Consider the following 14,027-nt stretch of genomic DNA (forward strand, 5'->3'; position numbering starts at 1 on the left):
AGTCAGTCGGTCAGCGCTGTGTGAAAGGCCTGACGGACGTTCAGCCGTGGGTGTCGTCAGACGCCAGCCGTTGGGCCATGAAATGCAGGGTGGGAAACAGCAGCGCCCAGAGTAATCCGATACCGATCAGCGTCGGTAATTGGCCGTAAGGGAATTGCACCCCCGCCAATTGTCCTCCTGCGTAGTACGACAGCGGTCCACACACGGCGCCCAGCAAACTGCCCAGCCACCAAGGCGTCGCGGTCCATTGCAGGCAATGGCGCAACGTCGTTGCCAGCAGCGCCCATAGCAGCATCAGCCACAGAGGAATCAGCGGCGCGACATCGTTGAACTCGAACACCCCCAGCCAGCGCAATGAACTGTCGACGGTCGTGCCTAGCAGCACAACGCTGAGAATCAGCCGGCCTTCATCTGCCCAACGACTTATCCACAGCAGATGAATCATCAAAGCGCCCAGCGGCACCAATAACCACAAACTGTTGCCGCCGATCACGCACGCAAGCCAGCCGAGCTGGAACAGCGCAGCGTTAGCCAGGCGTTCAAGCATCGAAGCGGCCGAGCAGGGGCGCGGTGATTGCCGAAGGTTTGGCCAGCAGTAACTGCGCGGTGCCGATGCTGCGCTCCAGGAAACCACCTTCGCAGTAGCACAGGTAAAACTCCCACAGCCGCAGGAAATAATCGTCGTAGCCCAATTCGCTCAAGCGGCCTTGGGCGCGGCGAAAGTTCTCATGCCACAGGCGCAAGGTTCGCGCGTAGTGCAAGCCGAAATCCTCCATGTGCAGCAAGTTCATATCGGTGTCGCGGCTGACGATCTCGAGCATTTTCTGCACGCAGGGCAGGGCGCCGCCGGGGAAGATGTAACGCTGAATGAAATCGACGCTGCCCTTGGCCTGCTCGTAGCGCTGCTCGCGGATGGTGATCGCCTGCAACAGCATCAAGCCATTGCTCTTGAGCAAGTGCGCACACTGCTTGAAATAGGTCGGCAGAAAGCGATGGCCCACCGCTTCGATCATCTCGATCGACACCAGTTTGTCGTACTGCCCGGTGAGGTCGCGGTAATCCTTGAGCAACAACGTGACCTGGTCTTGCAACCCGAGAGCTTCGATCCGTTGTGCGGTAAAGGCGTACTGCTCCTTGGACAGCGTGGTGGTGGTGACTTTGCAGCCATAATTCTGCGCGGCGTACAGCGCCATGCTGCCCCAGCCGGTGCCGATTTCCAGCAGGTGGTCGCTGGGTTTGAGGTCGAGTTTCTGACAGATCCGCTCCAGTTTGTTCAACTGCGCCTGTTCCAGGCTGTCCTCGGGGCTCAGGAATTGCGCCGCCGAATACATCATGGTCGGGTCGAGAAACTGTTCGAACAGGTCGTTGCCGAGGTCGTAGTGCGCGGCGATGTTTTTCTGCGAGCCCTTACGCGTATTGCGATTGAGCCAATGCAGGCCTTGAACGAATGGCCGGCCGAGTTTCGCCAGGCCGCCTTCCAGCGCATCCAGCACTTGCAGGTTGCTGACGAACACGCGAACCACCGCCGTCAGGTCCGGCGAAGTCCAGTAACCGTGGATAAACGCCTCGCCCGCGCCGATCGAACCGTTGCTCGCCACCAGGCCCCACGCGGCGGCATCGAGGATGTGAATTTCCCCCAGCACATGACTGCCTGCGGTGCCGAAGACCTGCCGCTCGCCGTCTTCGACGACCACCAGTTGCCCGTGCTTGAGGTGCGCCAGTTGCCGCAACACACCGCGACGCAGCAACGTCCCGGTCAGGCCATTGGTAAGTCGCGTTGTGGCTTTGGCCGAGACACTAGAGGATTTCATGGCGGCGATCCTTGGGCGGAACGGTGGCGGTTTGAAAGCTGCCATCGGCAGCTTGATGAGCAAATATCGGCGCGCGTTTGAGCAGCAGGCGCAGGGCTTGCCAATAAATCGCCAGACAGGTTTTCGCGGTCATCCACGGAAAGCGCCGCAAGTAGCGGTGCAGGCTGGCGCGACTCAGGGCTTCGCGTTCCAGGTTGAGCGTGGCGTCGAACAGCTTCAGTTCGCCCTGCCAGTCGGCCATGTGCACGCCGAGTTTTTTGGCGACGGGGCTGAAGCTCATGCGGTGTTCGAGATCGCGTGGCAGAAACGGCGACACATGAAAGGCCTTGGCCACGGCGAAATGCTGATGGAAGTCGCGCAGGTCTTCCGGCGTCCTGGCCGGCAGCACATAGTGATAACGCTCGCGCCACGGGGTATTGGTGACTTCGGCAAGAATCGCCGCCAGTTGGCCATCGGCTTCGTAACAATAGAAAAAACTCACCGGGTTGAACGCCAGGCCCCAACTGCGAGGCTGGGTCAACAGACACACCGAGCCTTGTGGCGCATGACCAATGGCCTGGCGGACCTGTTCGCGCACCGCGTCGATCAGGCGTACGCCGTTGCCGGTGAAGGCTTTGAGGTAGTCGCTTTCGCGAAACGAAAACGGTGAGAAACGGCCGTTGCCCGAGAGCGGCGACAACCCGAGCACGGCGTCCTGTTCGTCGAGATCGAGGTACAGCAGGCCGATCCGGTAACGGAATTCATGGCGTCTTGGGGCAAACCGCCGATGGGCGATCCAGCCGCTGTAGAGGGCGCTGTTCATAGCACTTCCCCGAACGAGCGGGCCACGCGCAATGCACTGACCACGCCGTCTTCATGGAAACCGTTGGCCCAGTAGGCGCCGCAATAAAAGCTGTGTTGCGCGCCGTTCAATTCTTCCCAGCGCGCCTGCGCGGCCACTGCCGCCAGGCTGTATTGCGGATGGGCGTAGGTGAATCGGCCAAGCACCATGGACGGGCTGATGCGGGCGCTCTGGTTGAGGCTGACGCAGAACGTGGTGTCGCTCTGGATGCCTTGCAGAATGTTCATGTCATAGGTCACGGCGGCCAGCGTATGGCCGGCGCCACCGAGGCGGTAGTTCCAACTGGCCCAGGCAAGTTTGCGCGACGGCAGCAGGCGCGTGTCGGTGTGCAGCACCACTTCGTTGTCGGCGTAGGGCAGGGCGCCGAGGATCGACAGTTCGGCTTCGCTCGGTTCAGCCAGCAGTTTCAGCGCCTGATCGCTGTGACAGGCGAACACTACTTTGTCGAAGCGCTCGCTGCCTGCGCTGCTGTGGATCACGACGCCATCGGCGTCGCGCTCGACGCGTATCACCGGACAGTTGAGGCGGATTTTCTGGTTAAAGGTCGCGGTCAACGGTGCGATGTAAGCACTCGAACCGCCCTCGATCACCCGCCATTGCGGGCGATTGCTGACCGACAGCAAACCGTGATTCTTGAAAAAACGCACAAAGAATTGCAGCGGAAAATTCAGCATCTGCGCCATCGACATCGACCAGATCGCTGCGCCCATCGGCACGATGTAATGCAGGATGAACCGCTCGCCGTAACCGCCGGCCTTGAGGTACTCATCGAGCGTGGTGTCCGCCGCGATCCGCCCCTCGGACAGGTCGAGTTGAGCGCGCTTGTTGAAGCGCAGAATGTCCCGCAGCATGCCCCAGAATCCCGGCGACAGCAGATTGCGGCGCTGGGCGAACAGGCTGTTGAGGTTGTTGCCGTTGTACTCGAGGCCGCTGTCCGGGTCAGTGACCGAGAAACTCATCTCTGTCGCTTTGAAACCGACGCCGATCTGGCCCAGCAGGCGAATGAAATTCGGGTACGTCCAGTCGTTGAACACAATGAAACCCGTGTCCACGGCATAGCTGCGGCCATCGACCTGCACGTCCACGGTGTGGGTATGACCGCCGACCCGGTCGCCGGCCTCGAACAGGGTGATCTCGTGGCTGCGATTCAGCAGATAAGCGCTGGTGAGCCCCGAGATGCCGCTGCCGATGATGGCGATCTTCACGGTACGTCCTTGATCGGCGGACTGCTGCGCAGCATGCGTTTGCCGATGGCGAGCTTCACCCGGTTGGGCATTTTCGACAGCGGCCAGAGCGCCGCCATGAATAGTGCGGGGAAGGCGATCTCCAGTGGCCGGTTCTTCAGTTTGGCGAAGATGTGTCGTGCAGCTTTACCCACCGGCCAACTGAGCGGCATCGGGAAATCGTTTTTTGCCGTCAGCGGTGTGTCGACAAAACCCGGGCTGACCACGGTAACTTCGATGCCTTCGGGCGCGAGGTCAATGCGCAACGATTCGAACAGATAACGCAGCCCGGCCTTCGACGCGCCATACGCCTCCGCCCGTGGCAGCGGCAGGTACGTCACCGAACTGGCGACGCCCACCAGATGCGGCGCGAGGCCTTTGCGCAACAGTGGCAGCGCGGCTTCGATGCAGTAACTGCTGGCCAGCAGATTGGTGCGCACCACGTGCTCGATGAGCGACGAATCGAACTGCTTAACATCGACGTATTCGCAGGTGCCGGCATTGAGAATCACGGTATCCAGCGAGCCCCAGTCATGCGCGATTTGCTCACCGATTTCGCGAACGGTCTGGCTGTTGGTCAGATCACCCGCGACCACCAGCACTTGCCCGGGATAGCGTTGCGACAATACTTTCAGCGGCGCCAGCGAGCGAGCACTCACCGCCAGGTGGGCACCGGTTTTCAGAATTTCCTCGGCCAGCGCGGCGCCAATGCCGCTGCTGGCCCCGGTCAGCCAATATCGTCGTGGAGGTGTAAGACTCATCCCATTCTCCTTTTCAGCCAGGCGATTGCCCGGCCCAACACGGGTACATGTTCGTAAAGCAGTGCCCCGGCATCAAAGTAATCCCGGTGGCGATAAACCTTGTCACGCCAGAGCAGGTGTGAGCAGCCATCCACCCGAATCAAGCCCCCGCCGGCGAGGTGTGGATGGCGGTAGCTCATGACCCAGCGCAGATAACCTTCGCCTTCGCCGGTCTGGTCGAAGCCGTAAAAATCGAAACGCAGCTCTTTGACGTTGGCGTAGAGCTCACCGAAATAGCTGCGCAGATGCGCGATGCCCTGTACGTCGTGCAGCGGATCGGTGAAGTGCACGTCGTTGCTGTACAGTTCATTCAGGCGCTGCAGGTTGTCTTTGTTCAGCTCGGCAAACTGCAGGGCGAAGCGGCGCAGAAAATCACTCATAACCGCCTCCGGCATTTTGTCGCGATGGCAGGTTTTTGAACGCGGCCAATGCGCGCGTGCGACTCGTACTTAGATTGACGATTGGCGAGGGATAACCTGCCACCCCAAACAAACCGCCAAGGTTCGCCGGGTTGTGCACGTCTTTTTTGTTCAGCCCGGCCAGCTCCGGCAGCCAGTGCTTGATGAACAAGCCTTCGCTGTCGAATTTTTCCGATTGGCTGAGCGGGTTGAAAATCCGGAAGTAGGGCGCGGAGTCGGTGCCGGTGGATGAGCTCCACTGCCAGCCGCCGTTGTTTGCCGCGAGGTCGCCATCGATCAGGTGCCGCATGAAAAAACGTTCGCCTTCACGCCAGTCGATCAACAGATTCTTGGTGAGGAACATCGCCACGACCATGCGCAAACGGTTATGCATCCAGCCGGTTTCGAGCAGTTGGCGCATCGCCGCGTCGATGATCGGCAGACCAGTGCGCGCTTCTTGCCAGGCCGCCAGTTCATCGGGGGCGTCGCGCCAGGCCAGGGCTTCGGTTTCCGGGCGGAAAGCGCGGTGACGGGAGACGCGGGGGTAGCCCACTAGAATGTGTTTGTAGAACTCGCGCCAGAGCAATTCGTTGATCCAGGTGACGGCGCCGACTTTGCCGCTTTCGAACTCACCCTGATTGCTTTGCAGGGCGGCGTGCAAGCACTGGCGTGGTGAAATGACGCCGGCCGCGAGGTAGGCCGAAAGCTGACTGGTGCCGGGTTTGGCCGGGAAGTCGCGTTCACTTTTGTAGTAGTCGATCTGCGCGTCGGCGAAGCTATCGAGGCGGCGTCGGGCTTCGGCTTCACCGGCGGGCCACAGCGCGCGCAAGGTGTCGCCGGGCGTGGCGAAGCCTGCAACGCTTGAGGGGATTTCATCGCTGTCGACGGTCAGGGGCGATTGAGCCATTGGCGCGCTCACGAGGCTCGGCAACGAGCTGTGCAGGCGGTCGTAGCAAACCTTGCGGAACTGACTGAAGACCTGGAAGTAAGTGCCGGTTTTGGTCAGCACGGTGCCGGGCTTGAACAGCAGCTGATCGAGGTAGCTATGGAAGTCGATACCCTTGGTTTTCAGTGCGTCGGCTACCGCCACATCACGACGGCTTTCGTGAATGCCGTACTCCTCGTTGACGTGCACCGCGTCGATCTTCAACTGCTGGCACAGATCGAGCAAAACCTTCGGCGCTTCATCCCAGCGAGAGGCCGTACGGATCAACAACGGGATGTGCAACTCGCCAAGTGCGCGGCTCAGTTCGCGGAGGTTGCGCAGCCAGAAATCCACTTTGCACGGCGCGTCGTCATGCTCGTGCCATTGTTCCGGGCTCAACAAGTACACCGCCACGCTCGGCCCCCGGGAAGCGGCGGCCGAGAGGGCGGTGTTGTCATGCAGGCGCAAGTCGCTGCGCAGCCAGATCAATTGCATGGTGGTGTCCGTACGATTCATTTAAATAAGCCCGCGCTGAGCAAGTTCCTGATGCGCCGATAACGGATCTTCGGCCAGAAACAATTCAGCAATCTCTGTGGTTTTTACGGACAACTCGGCGTGGTGGATGCACACCGTTGGTCCGGCAATCATTTTTGGGCAACCGACGCCGTTGAAAAGTTTCGGCAGCTGCGCAAGGTTCATGGCTTTGCTGGAATACAGCAGGACGCCGCGGGCTTGCAGGTGATCGACCGCCAATGCGAGTTCGCCCGCCGGCAGCGGCCAATCGAATACTTCCACCGGGCAATCGGCGCTGCTGATCAACCACGCGGTGAGCCACAGATGCGGTTCCAGCGGCAGGTCGGAGTGATTGATCAACAGCAGCGGTTCGGTGCGTAACTGACGGTTGTTATGGTAGATGCGCGCGCCGAATTTGCTGCGTAACCAGGAGTAAAAAAACACGCGCTCCATCTGCGCACCAAACTGGCCCTGCCAGCGTTGTTCAAGCTCGGCGAGCAACGGCATCAGCAATTGTTCGCACAAGGTCCGCGGCGGGTACAACGCGATCGCCTGGTTGACGGTGTCATCGAGGGTACGTTCGTTGAGCGAAGTGACCGCTTGCAGCAGCGTGGTGCGCAGCACCTGCCAATCGTTTTCCACCGATTCGCTAATGGCTTGCGGGGAGTCGAGCAGTTGCTTGACCTGGCTGACGGCCACGCCGCGATTGAGCCAGGTGAGGATCGTCAGGATGCGTTGCACGTGCTCGGCGCTGAACAGCCGATGCCCTTTGGGCGTGCGTTGCGGCACGATCAGCCCGTAACGTCGTTCCCAGGCGCGCAAGGTGACGGCGTTGACGCCGGTCTGCCGGGCCACTTCACGAATCGGCAGCCAGCCTTCATCGAGGGCTTTTTTGAAGTCGGCGCCGAGGTCTTCGCGGGCACTGGTGTCGAGTGGGGTTTTCATCAGATCGCGTTTCGCAGGCTGAGGTTTTCCGGGTGCGGTTGCAGGTAAACCTGCTGCGCAATGTAGGGGTCCGGGTGTTGGCGAAAGTGATGTTTGAGCAGCGTCAGCGGCACCACCAGCGGCACGATGCCGTGAAGGTATTGGCCGATGACGTGTTGCACTTCCTGTTTGTCTTCAGCGCTGATGACCTGCTTGAGGTAACCGCTGATGTGTTGCAGAACATTGGTGTGGGTGCGACGCGTTGCGCATTTGCTCAAGGCCGCCATCAGTTCGCTGAAATAGCGTGGGCCGAGTTCTTGCGGGTCGATCTGGCCCATGTTGCCCAGCAGATTGCCCAGGGTTTTGTACTGCACCGGGTTGTGGGCCATCAGCAGGTATTTGTAGCGCGAATGAAATTCCGTCAGTGCGCGACGCGTGAGGCCTGCTTGCAGCAACTGTTGCCAGGCGCTGTAGGCGAATACGCGGGTAATAAAGTTTTCCCGCAGCACCGGGTCGTTGAGCCGACCGTCTTCTTCCACTGGCAGGTCGGGGTGCAGCTCGCAGAAGGCCTGGGCATAGATGCCTCGGCCACCACCGTCTACCGGTGCACCGTTGGCGTGGTAGACCTTGACCCGATCCAGTCCGCACGACGGTGATTTCTGCATGAAGATGTAGCCGCAGATATCGTCCAGCTCGGCGGCCATCTTCCGGGCGTAATCGGCCAGCGGCCGGGTGACATTCAGTTCAGGGTTAACAGTGCCGATGGCTTCAGGGTGTTCAGCATCGCCGACCAGCCGAATGGGCTGGCGAGGAATTCCCAGGCCGATGGCGACTTCCGGGCACACCGGGACGAAATCGAAATGCTCAGTGAGGGTGCGGCTGCACAGCCGCGATTCCTTGTGCCCGCCATTGAAACGTACCTCGGCGCCCATCAGGCAGGCGCTGATGGCGATTTTCGGTTTCGCGCTGGCGTGGGACATCGGAGCACCTCGAATCCAAACCTGTACAGAACTCAGTTTCTGTACAACATGACCTCATCATAGATTCAAAGGTGTACAAGTCAATTTATTTGTATAGGTTTTATGCCGAGTAGGTCTCCTGTAGGAGCCGGCTTGCCGGCGATGAACGATGACGCGGTTTACCTGCTAAAACCGCAGCGCCTGCATCGCCAGCAAGCTGGCTCCTACAGGGATCTATTTCCAGCCGAGGATCCAGGCGTTGCTGTTTTTCAGGGTTTGCCAACTCAGGCGTTGATTGCGTTGGGTCAGCACCGCCTGCAATTCGACGTCCAGCACCGTGCCTTCCTCGTCGCGGAACAACTCGGTAACCAGGAAATGTTTTTCGCGGTTTTGCGGGTCGGCTGCTGTCCATTTCGACAGCAGCAATTTGCTCGGGTTGATGCGGTTCATTGCAGGTGTTCGTGCAGGCGGCGGGCGGCTTCCTGACCACTGAGCCATGCCCCCTCGACACGACCGGAAAGGCACCAGTCGCCACAGGCGTACAGACCCAGATCGGCATCGGCTAACGTGCCCCATTCATGGCTGCTGGCGGGGCGGGCGTAGAGCCAGCGGTGCGCCAGACTGAAGCTCGGCGCCGGCATGGCGCTGTGGAGCAGCTCGGCGAACGCGCCGTGCAATTGCTCGATCACGGCTTCCTTGGACAGGTCGATATGTTGTCGGCTCCAGGTGCTGGTCGCGTGCAATACCCAGGTGTCCTTGGTGTTGTCGCGCCCCGGTTTACTGCGATTGCGCGCCAGCCAGTCGAGTGGGCTGTCTTGCACGAAGCAGCCTTCGATGGGCGTATCCAGCGGTGTATCGAAGGCCAGTGCGACGGCCCAGGTCGGGTCCATTTTGACCCCGGCGGCGGCACCCGCGAGTTTCGGCGCGGAGGCCAGCAGGGCGGTCGCTTGCGGTGCCGGCGTGGCGACCACCACGTGACTGAACGGGCCATGGGTAAAGCCTTCGGCATCCTGCAGATGCCAGTGCTCTTCACCGCGATAGACCTCGGTGATGCGGCAGGCAAAATGCACTTCCAGATCGCCAAGCAGGCCACGGGTGATAGCGCTCATGCGTGGCGTGCCGACCCAGCGCGTCTGTTCGTCCGGCGACAGGTTGAGCTGGCCGCCTTGGTAGGTGTAGAGCTGCGGCGTCCACTCGGCGACCCAGCCTTGGGCTTGCCAGCGCTGGACTTCCGTGACAAAGCGGCGATCACGCGCAGTGAAATATTGCGCGCCCATGTCTAGCGCACCGGCATCGCTGCGCTTGCTCGACATGCGTCCGCCACTGCCGCGGCTCTTATCGAAAAGTTGAACGACATGCCCTGCGTCCGTCAGGGCCTGGGCGGCAGAGAGCCCGGCGATGCCGGTGCCGATGATTGCGATAGGTACAGTCATAGGGGCCTCGTTTACCTTTCTGTACAGACTACGCCGTGGATGAAACCTGTACAATATTGTTTTTTGGTATAACTTTTAGCGTTCTCGTTCTGACAGCTTGGCCTATTGTTAAACATAGACCCTGCCCGATATCAAAGATCCCTGCTTATAAAAATAGACTAGTGATCAGGGTAAAACGCCACGCGAGGAAGAAGTCATGCACATATTGCTGACCGGCGGTACTGGTTTGATAGGACGTCAGCTCTGCCGCCACTGGTTGAGTCAGGGCCATCAACTGACCGTCTGGAGCCGGACCCCGGCCAACGTCGCGAAAATCTGTGGCGCCCAAGTGCGCGCGGTCGCCCGACTCGAGGACCTCGCTCAGGAGCCGGTGGATGCGATTATCAACCTCGCGGGTGCGCCGATTGCCGACCGGCTCTGGACTCACCGGCGTAAAGCTTTGCTGTGGAGCAGCCGCATCACCCTGACAGAAACTTTGCTGGCGTGGCTCGAAACCCGCGAACAGAAACCGCAGGTGTTGATTTCGGGATCTGCCGTTGGCTGGTACGGCGACGGCGGCGAGCGCGAGTTGACTGAACAATCACCTCCGGTGATCGATGATTTTGCCAGTCAGTTGTGCATTGCCTGGGAAGAAACCGCGCAACGTGCCGAGGCCATGGGCATTCGCGTGATCCTCGTGCGGACCGGGTTGGTGTTGTCGGCCGAGGGCGGCTTTTTGTCGCGGCTGTTGCTGCCGTTCAAACTGGGGCTGGGCGGGCCTCTGGGCAGTGGTCGGCAGTGGATGCCGTGGATCCATATCAAGGATCAAATCGCCCTGATTGATTTTCTTCTGCATCAGAAAGGCGCCAGCGGTCCCTATAATGCCTGCGCGCCCAAACCGGTGCGCAATCGCGAATTTGCCAAGACGCTGGGCAGCGTGCTGCATCGCCCGGCGTTCATGCCCATGCCGGCCCTGGCCTTGAAGGTGGGCCTGGGCGAGTTGTCATTGCTCTTGCTGGGTGGCCAGAAGGCTTTACCGGCGCGCTTGCTGGAAGCGGATTTCACCTTCCAGTTCACTGACCTGCGTGCGGCTCTGGACGACTTGTCCGGCCGCCTCTGAAATAGGACGTTGCATGACCGATCACGCGTTGCTTCTGGTCAACCTGGGTTCACCTGCCTCCACGTCGGTGGCGGATGTGCGCAGCTACCTCAATCAATTTCTGATGGACCCGTATGTGATCGACCTGCCATGGCCGGTGCGCCGTTTGCTGGTCTCGCTGATTCTGATCAAGCGCCCGGAGCAGTCGGCCCACGCCTATGCCTCGATCTGGTGGGAGGAGGGCTCGCCACTGGTGGTGCTCAGTCGTCGCTTGCAGCAGGCCATGACCGCACAGTGGAAACACGGGCCGGTGGAGCTGGCGATGCGTTATTGCGAGCCGTCGATTGAGTCGAAATTGCTGCAGCTCGCTGCCCAGGGCCACAAGCGAATCACCCTCGCGCCGCTGTACCCGCAGTTCGCCGACAGCACCGTGACGACGGTGATCGAGGAAGCCAAGCGGGTAGTGCGGGAGAAGAACCTCGACGTGCAGTTGTCGATCCTTCAGCCGTTCTACGACCAGCCGGAGTACCTCGACGCATTGGTGGCCAGTGCCAAACCTTATCTGGAGCAGGATCACGATCATCTGCTGCTGAGCTTCCACGGTTTGCCGGAGCGACACCTGAAGAAAGTCGACCCTACCGGTCACCATTGCTTCCAAAGCGAAAATTGCTGCCTGAACGCTTCGCCAGAAGTATTGGCGACCTGCTACCGCGCCCAATGCCTGCGCACTGCCGCCGAGTTTGCCAGGCGCATGGGCTTGCCGGACGGCAAGTGGTCGGTGGCGTTTCAGTCGCGGCTGGGCCGGGCCAAATGGATCGAACCCTACACCGAAGCGCGCCTCGATGAGCTGGCGGGAATGGGCGTGAAGAAGGTGTTGGTGATGTGCCCGGCGTTCGTGGCCGATTGCATTGAAACGCTGGAAGAAATTGGTGATCGGGGGCTGGAGCAATTCCGCGAAGCGGGGGGCGAGGAGTTGGTGCTGGTGCCGTGCCTCAACGATGATCCGCAATGGGCGAAGGCGTTGAGCACATTGTGCGAAAGAGCGCCGTTGGCGCTTTAAAAGCATCGCCGGCAAGCCGGCTCCTACAGGTTTCGTGTTGATCACGCGACCTGTGTAGGAGCCGGCTTGCCGGCGATAGCGTCATAAGCCGCAATAAAGAACTTCGGTTTACAACAACGGCTCATCCGCCTTCTTGTGCTTCCAGCTGTCATTGCCCGGCAGCAACAGGTTCAGCGCAATCGCCACCACCGCGCACAGCGCGATGCCTTTGAGGCCGAAGTCGTCCGGACCGGTGCCGGTGCCGACCAGCACACCGCCAATCCCGAACACCAGCGTGACCGAAACGATCACCAGATTGCGCGCCTCGCCCAGGTCGATCTTGTGGCGAATCAGCGTGTTCATTCCCACCGCCGCAATCGAACCGAACAACAGGCACAGAATCCCGCCCATCACCGGCACCGGAATGCTTTGCAGCAGCGCGCCGAACTTGCCGACGAACGCCAGGCTGATGGCGAAGATCGCCGCCCAGGTCATGATTTTCGGGTTGTAGTTCTTGGTCAGCATCACCGCGCCCGTCACTTCGGCGTACGTGGTGTTGGGCGGGCCGCCGAACAAACCGGCGGCGGTGGTGGCAATGCCGTCACCGAGCAGGGTGCGGTGCAGGCCTGGCTTCTTCAGGTAGTCGCGACCGGTCACGCTGCCCACGGCGATCACGCCGCCGATGTGCTCGATGGCCGGGGCCAATGCCACTGGAACGATGAACAGAATCGCCTGCCAGTTGAATTCCGGTGCAGTGAAATGGGGGATCGCAAACCACGGTGCAGCGGCAATCTTCGCGGTATCGACCACGCCGAAATAGAACGCCATCGCAAAACCGACCAGCACGCCGGAGATGATCGGCACCAGGCGGAAAATGCCTTTGCCGAACACCGCGACGATCAGGGTGGTCAGCAGGGCTGGCATCGAGATCAGCATGGCCGTCTGGTAGTGAATCAGCTCGCTACCGTCGCCCGCCTTGCCCATCGCCATGTTGGCGGCGATCGGCGCCATGGCCAGGCCGATGGAGATGATCACCGGGCCAATCACCACCGGCGGCAGCAAACGGTCGATGAAACCGGTGCCTTTGATCTTCACGGCGAGGCCGAGGAAGGTGTAGACGAAACCCGCCGCCATCACGCCGCCCATGGTCGCCGCGAGGCCGAACTGGCCTTTGGCGAGAATGATCGGGGTGATGAAGGCGAAGCTTGACGCCAGAAAGACTGGCACCTGACGCCCGGTGACGATCTGGAACAGAATCGTCCCCAAACCGGCGGTAAACAGCGCCACGTTCGGATCGAGGCCGGTAATCAGCGGCATCAACACCAGCGCGCCGAACGCCACGAACAGCATCTGCGCGCCCGACAGCACCGTGCGCCAGAGCGGATCGTTGAACTCTTGCTGCATGCTCAAGCGTCCTTCTGCTTGGTGCCGAAGATCTTGTCACCGGCATCGCCCAGGCCAGGGATGATGTAACCGTGTTCGTTGAGTTTCTCGTCAATGGACGCGGTGTAGATGGTCACGTCCGGGTGAGCCTTCTCTACGGCGGCGATGCCTTCCGGCGCGGCGACCAGTACCATGGCGCGGATGTCGCGGCAGCCGGCTTTTTTCAGCAGGTCGATGGTGGCGACCATGGAGCTGCCGGTGGCGAGCATCGGGTCGATGATCATTGCCAGGCGTTCGTTGATTTCCGGAACCAGTTTTTCCAGATAAGTGTGGGCTTGCAGCGTCTGTTCGTTGCGGGCCACGCCCACGGCGCTGACTTTGGCGCCCGGGATCAGGCTCAGCACGCCTTCGAGCATGCCGATACCGGCGCGCAGGATCGGCACCACGGTGATTTTCTTGCCGGCGATTTTCTCCACCGACACGGTGCCGCACCAGCCTTCGATGTCGTAGGATTCCAGCGGCAGGTCTTTGGTGGCTTCATAGGTTAAAAGGGCACCGACTTCCTGAGCGAGCTCGCGGAAATTCTTGGTGCTGATGTCTGCGCGGCGCATCAGGCCGAGTTTATGACGGATCAGCGGATGGCGGATCTCGAGGATGGGCATGGGAAAGGCTCCGGCGGCGGGCAAAAAAACCGGCCTAG

Annotated in this window: 15 protein-coding genes; 2 read left to right on the plus strand and 13 right to left on the minus strand. The window is 60.6% G+C overall.

What is annotated here, in order from left to right:
- Positions 1 to 40: 40 nt before the first annotated feature.
- The 11 genes from ACI77H_RS09100 to ACI77H_RS09150 form a co-directional block, all read right to left on the minus strand.
- Entirely contained in the window at positions 41 to 547 is a 507-nt protein-coding gene (locus ACI77H_RS09100; RefSeq protein WP_407011608.1) for a DUF2878 domain-containing protein, read from the minus strand.
- On the minus strand, positions 540 to 1,811 hold the full coding sequence (locus tag ACI77H_RS09105; protein ID WP_407011610.1) for a class I SAM-dependent methyltransferase: 1,272 nt from the start codon (positions 1,809 to 1,811) through the stop codon (positions 540 to 542). Before ACI77H_RS09105 ends, ACI77H_RS09100 begins: the two co-directional genes overlap by 8 nt.
- Positions 1,798 to 2,613, minus strand: coding sequence for a DUF1365 domain-containing protein (locus tag ACI77H_RS09110; protein ID WP_407011611.1), 816 nt, complete (start codon positions 2,611 to 2,613; stop codon positions 1,798 to 1,800). Before ACI77H_RS09110 ends, ACI77H_RS09105 begins: the two co-directional genes overlap by 14 nt.
- On the minus strand, positions 2,610 to 3,857 hold the full coding sequence (locus tag ACI77H_RS09115) for an NAD(P)/FAD-dependent oxidoreductase (RefSeq protein ID WP_407011613.1): 1,248 nt from the start codon (positions 3,855 to 3,857) through the stop codon (positions 2,610 to 2,612). The genes ACI77H_RS09110 and ACI77H_RS09115 overlap by 4 nt, the downstream gene beginning before the upstream one ends.
- Positions 3,854 to 4,636: an SDR family NAD(P)-dependent oxidoreductase gene (locus ACI77H_RS09120; RefSeq protein ID WP_407011614.1), complete on the minus strand. Its 783-nt coding sequence runs from the start codon at positions 4,634 to 4,636 to the stop codon at positions 3,854 to 3,856. Before ACI77H_RS09120 ends, ACI77H_RS09115 begins: the two co-directional genes overlap by 4 nt.
- Positions 4,633 to 5,055 carry a nuclear transport factor 2 family protein gene (locus ACI77H_RS09125; RefSeq protein ID WP_407011616.1) on the minus strand — a complete coding sequence of 141 codons (423 nt, stop codon included), beginning with the start codon at positions 5,053 to 5,055 and terminating at the stop codon, positions 4,633 to 4,635. Before ACI77H_RS09125 ends, ACI77H_RS09120 begins: the two co-directional genes overlap by 4 nt.
- Positions 5,048 to 6,493 carry a deoxyribodipyrimidine photo-lyase gene (gene phrB, locus ACI77H_RS09130; protein WP_407011971.1) on the minus strand — a complete coding sequence of 482 codons (1,446 nt, stop codon included), beginning with the start codon at positions 6,491 to 6,493 and terminating at the stop codon, positions 5,048 to 5,050. Before phrB ends, ACI77H_RS09125 begins: the two co-directional genes overlap by 8 nt.
- Before the next feature lie 21 nt (positions 6,494 to 6,514).
- Positions 6,515 to 7,456 carry a MerR family transcriptional regulator gene (locus ACI77H_RS09135; protein WP_407011618.1) on the minus strand — a complete coding sequence of 314 codons (942 nt, stop codon included), beginning with the start codon at positions 7,454 to 7,456 and terminating at the stop codon, positions 6,515 to 6,517.
- Positions 7,456 to 8,415: a YbgA family protein gene (locus tag ACI77H_RS09140; protein ID WP_407011619.1), complete on the minus strand. Its 960-nt coding sequence runs from the start codon at positions 8,413 to 8,415 to the stop codon at positions 7,456 to 7,458. The genes ACI77H_RS09135 and ACI77H_RS09140 overlap by 1 nt, the downstream gene beginning before the upstream one ends.
- Before the next feature lie 213 nt (positions 8,416 to 8,628).
- The gene (locus ACI77H_RS09145) at positions 8,629 to 8,844 is read right to left on the minus strand and encodes a TIGR02450 family Trp-rich protein (RefSeq protein ID WP_407011621.1); all 216 of its coding nucleotides are present in this window, start codon (positions 8,842 to 8,844) and stop codon (positions 8,629 to 8,631) included.
- Positions 8,841 to 9,827: an NAD(P)/FAD-dependent oxidoreductase gene (locus tag ACI77H_RS09150; protein WP_407011622.1), complete on the minus strand. Its 987-nt coding sequence runs from the start codon at positions 9,825 to 9,827 to the stop codon at positions 8,841 to 8,843. Before ACI77H_RS09150 ends, ACI77H_RS09145 begins: the two co-directional genes overlap by 4 nt.
- Positions 9,828 to 10,023: 196 nt before the next feature.
- On the opposite strand from ACI77H_RS09150, the gene ACI77H_RS09155 reads away from it, so the two are divergent.
- Together ACI77H_RS09155 and hemH are read left to right on the plus strand one after the other, a co-directional pair.
- On the plus strand, positions 10,024 to 10,926 hold the full coding sequence (locus ACI77H_RS09155; RefSeq protein WP_407011624.1) for a TIGR01777 family oxidoreductase: 903 nt from the start codon (positions 10,024 to 10,026) through the stop codon (positions 10,924 to 10,926).
- A gap of 13 nt (positions 10,927 to 10,939) precedes the next feature.
- A complete protein-coding gene (gene hemH, locus ACI77H_RS09160; RefSeq protein WP_407011625.1) occupies positions 10,940 to 11,965 on the plus strand; it encodes a ferrochelatase in 1,026 nt (341 codons plus the stop codon).
- A 108-nt stretch (positions 11,966 to 12,073) separates the two neighbouring features.
- Here hemH and ACI77H_RS09165 read toward each other — a convergent pair whose 3' ends face one another.
- Positions 12,074 to 13,348, minus strand: a complete 1,275-nt coding sequence (locus ACI77H_RS09165; protein WP_407011627.1) for a uracil-xanthine permease family protein — start codon at positions 13,346 to 13,348, stop codon at positions 12,074 to 12,076.
- Positions 13,349 to 13,350: 2 nt separating this feature from the next.
- The gene (gene upp, locus ACI77H_RS09170; protein WP_008025893.1) at positions 13,351 to 13,989 is read right to left on the minus strand and encodes a uracil phosphoribosyltransferase; all 639 of its coding nucleotides are present in this window, start codon (positions 13,987 to 13,989) and stop codon (positions 13,351 to 13,353) included.
- Positions 13,990 to 14,027 lie beyond the last annotated feature (38 nt).

This window comes from Pseudomonas sp. O230 (assembly GCF_045447035.1).
Classification (GTDB): domain Bacteria; phylum Pseudomonadota; class Gammaproteobacteria; order Pseudomonadales; family Pseudomonadaceae; genus Aquipseudomonas.

Excerpts from the sequence above, each read along its gene's own strand:
- ACI77H_RS09145 (WP_407011621.1), bottom strand. The coding sequence starts at position 8,844 with ATGAACCGCATCAACCCGAGCAAATTGCTGCTGTCGAAATGGACAGCA.
- phrB (WP_407011971.1), bottom strand. The coding sequence starts at position 6,493 with ATGCAATTGATCTGGCTGCGCAGCGACTTGCGCCTGCATGACAACACC.
- ACI77H_RS09140 (WP_407011619.1), bottom strand. The coding sequence starts at position 8,415 with ATGTCCCACGCCAGCGCGAAACCGAAAATCGCCATCAGCGCCTGCCTG.
- hemH (WP_407011625.1), top strand. The coding sequence starts at position 10,940 with ATGACCGATCACGCGTTGCTTCTGGTCAACCTGGGTTCACCTGCCTCC.
- ACI77H_RS09150 (WP_407011622.1), bottom strand. The coding sequence starts at position 9,827 with ATGACTGTACCTATCGCAATCATCGGCACCGGCATCGCCGGGCTCTCT.
- ACI77H_RS09100 (WP_407011608.1), bottom strand. The coding sequence starts at position 547 with ATGCTTGAACGCCTGGCTAACGCTGCGCTGTTCCAGCTCGGCTGGCTT.
- ACI77H_RS09165 (WP_407011627.1), bottom strand. The coding sequence starts at position 13,348 with ATGCAGCAAGAGTTCAACGATCCGCTCTGGCGCACGGTGCTGTCGGGC.
- ACI77H_RS09125 (WP_407011616.1), bottom strand. The coding sequence starts at position 5,055 with ATGAGTGATTTTCTGCGCCGCTTCGCCCTGCAGTTTGCCGAGCTGAAC.
- ACI77H_RS09110 (WP_407011611.1), bottom strand. The coding sequence starts at position 2,613 with ATGAACAGCGCCCTCTACAGCGGCTGGATCGCCCATCGGCGGTTTGCC.
- ACI77H_RS09105 (WP_407011610.1), bottom strand. The coding sequence starts at position 1,811 with ATGAAATCCTCTAGTGTCTCGGCCAAAGCCACAACGCGACTTACCAAT.
- ACI77H_RS09120 (WP_407011614.1), bottom strand. The coding sequence starts at position 4,636 with ATGAGTCTTACACCTCCACGACGATATTGGCTGACCGGGGCCAGCAGC.
- ACI77H_RS09135 (WP_407011618.1), bottom strand. The coding sequence starts at position 7,456 with ATGAAAACCCCACTCGACACCAGTGCCCGCGAAGACCTCGGCGCCGAC.
- ACI77H_RS09155 (WP_407011624.1), top strand. The coding sequence starts at position 10,024 with ATGCACATATTGCTGACCGGCGGTACTGGTTTGATAGGACGTCAGCTC.
- upp (WP_008025893.1), bottom strand. The coding sequence starts at position 13,989 with ATGCCCATCCTCGAGATCCGCCATCCGCTGATCCGTCATAAACTCGGC.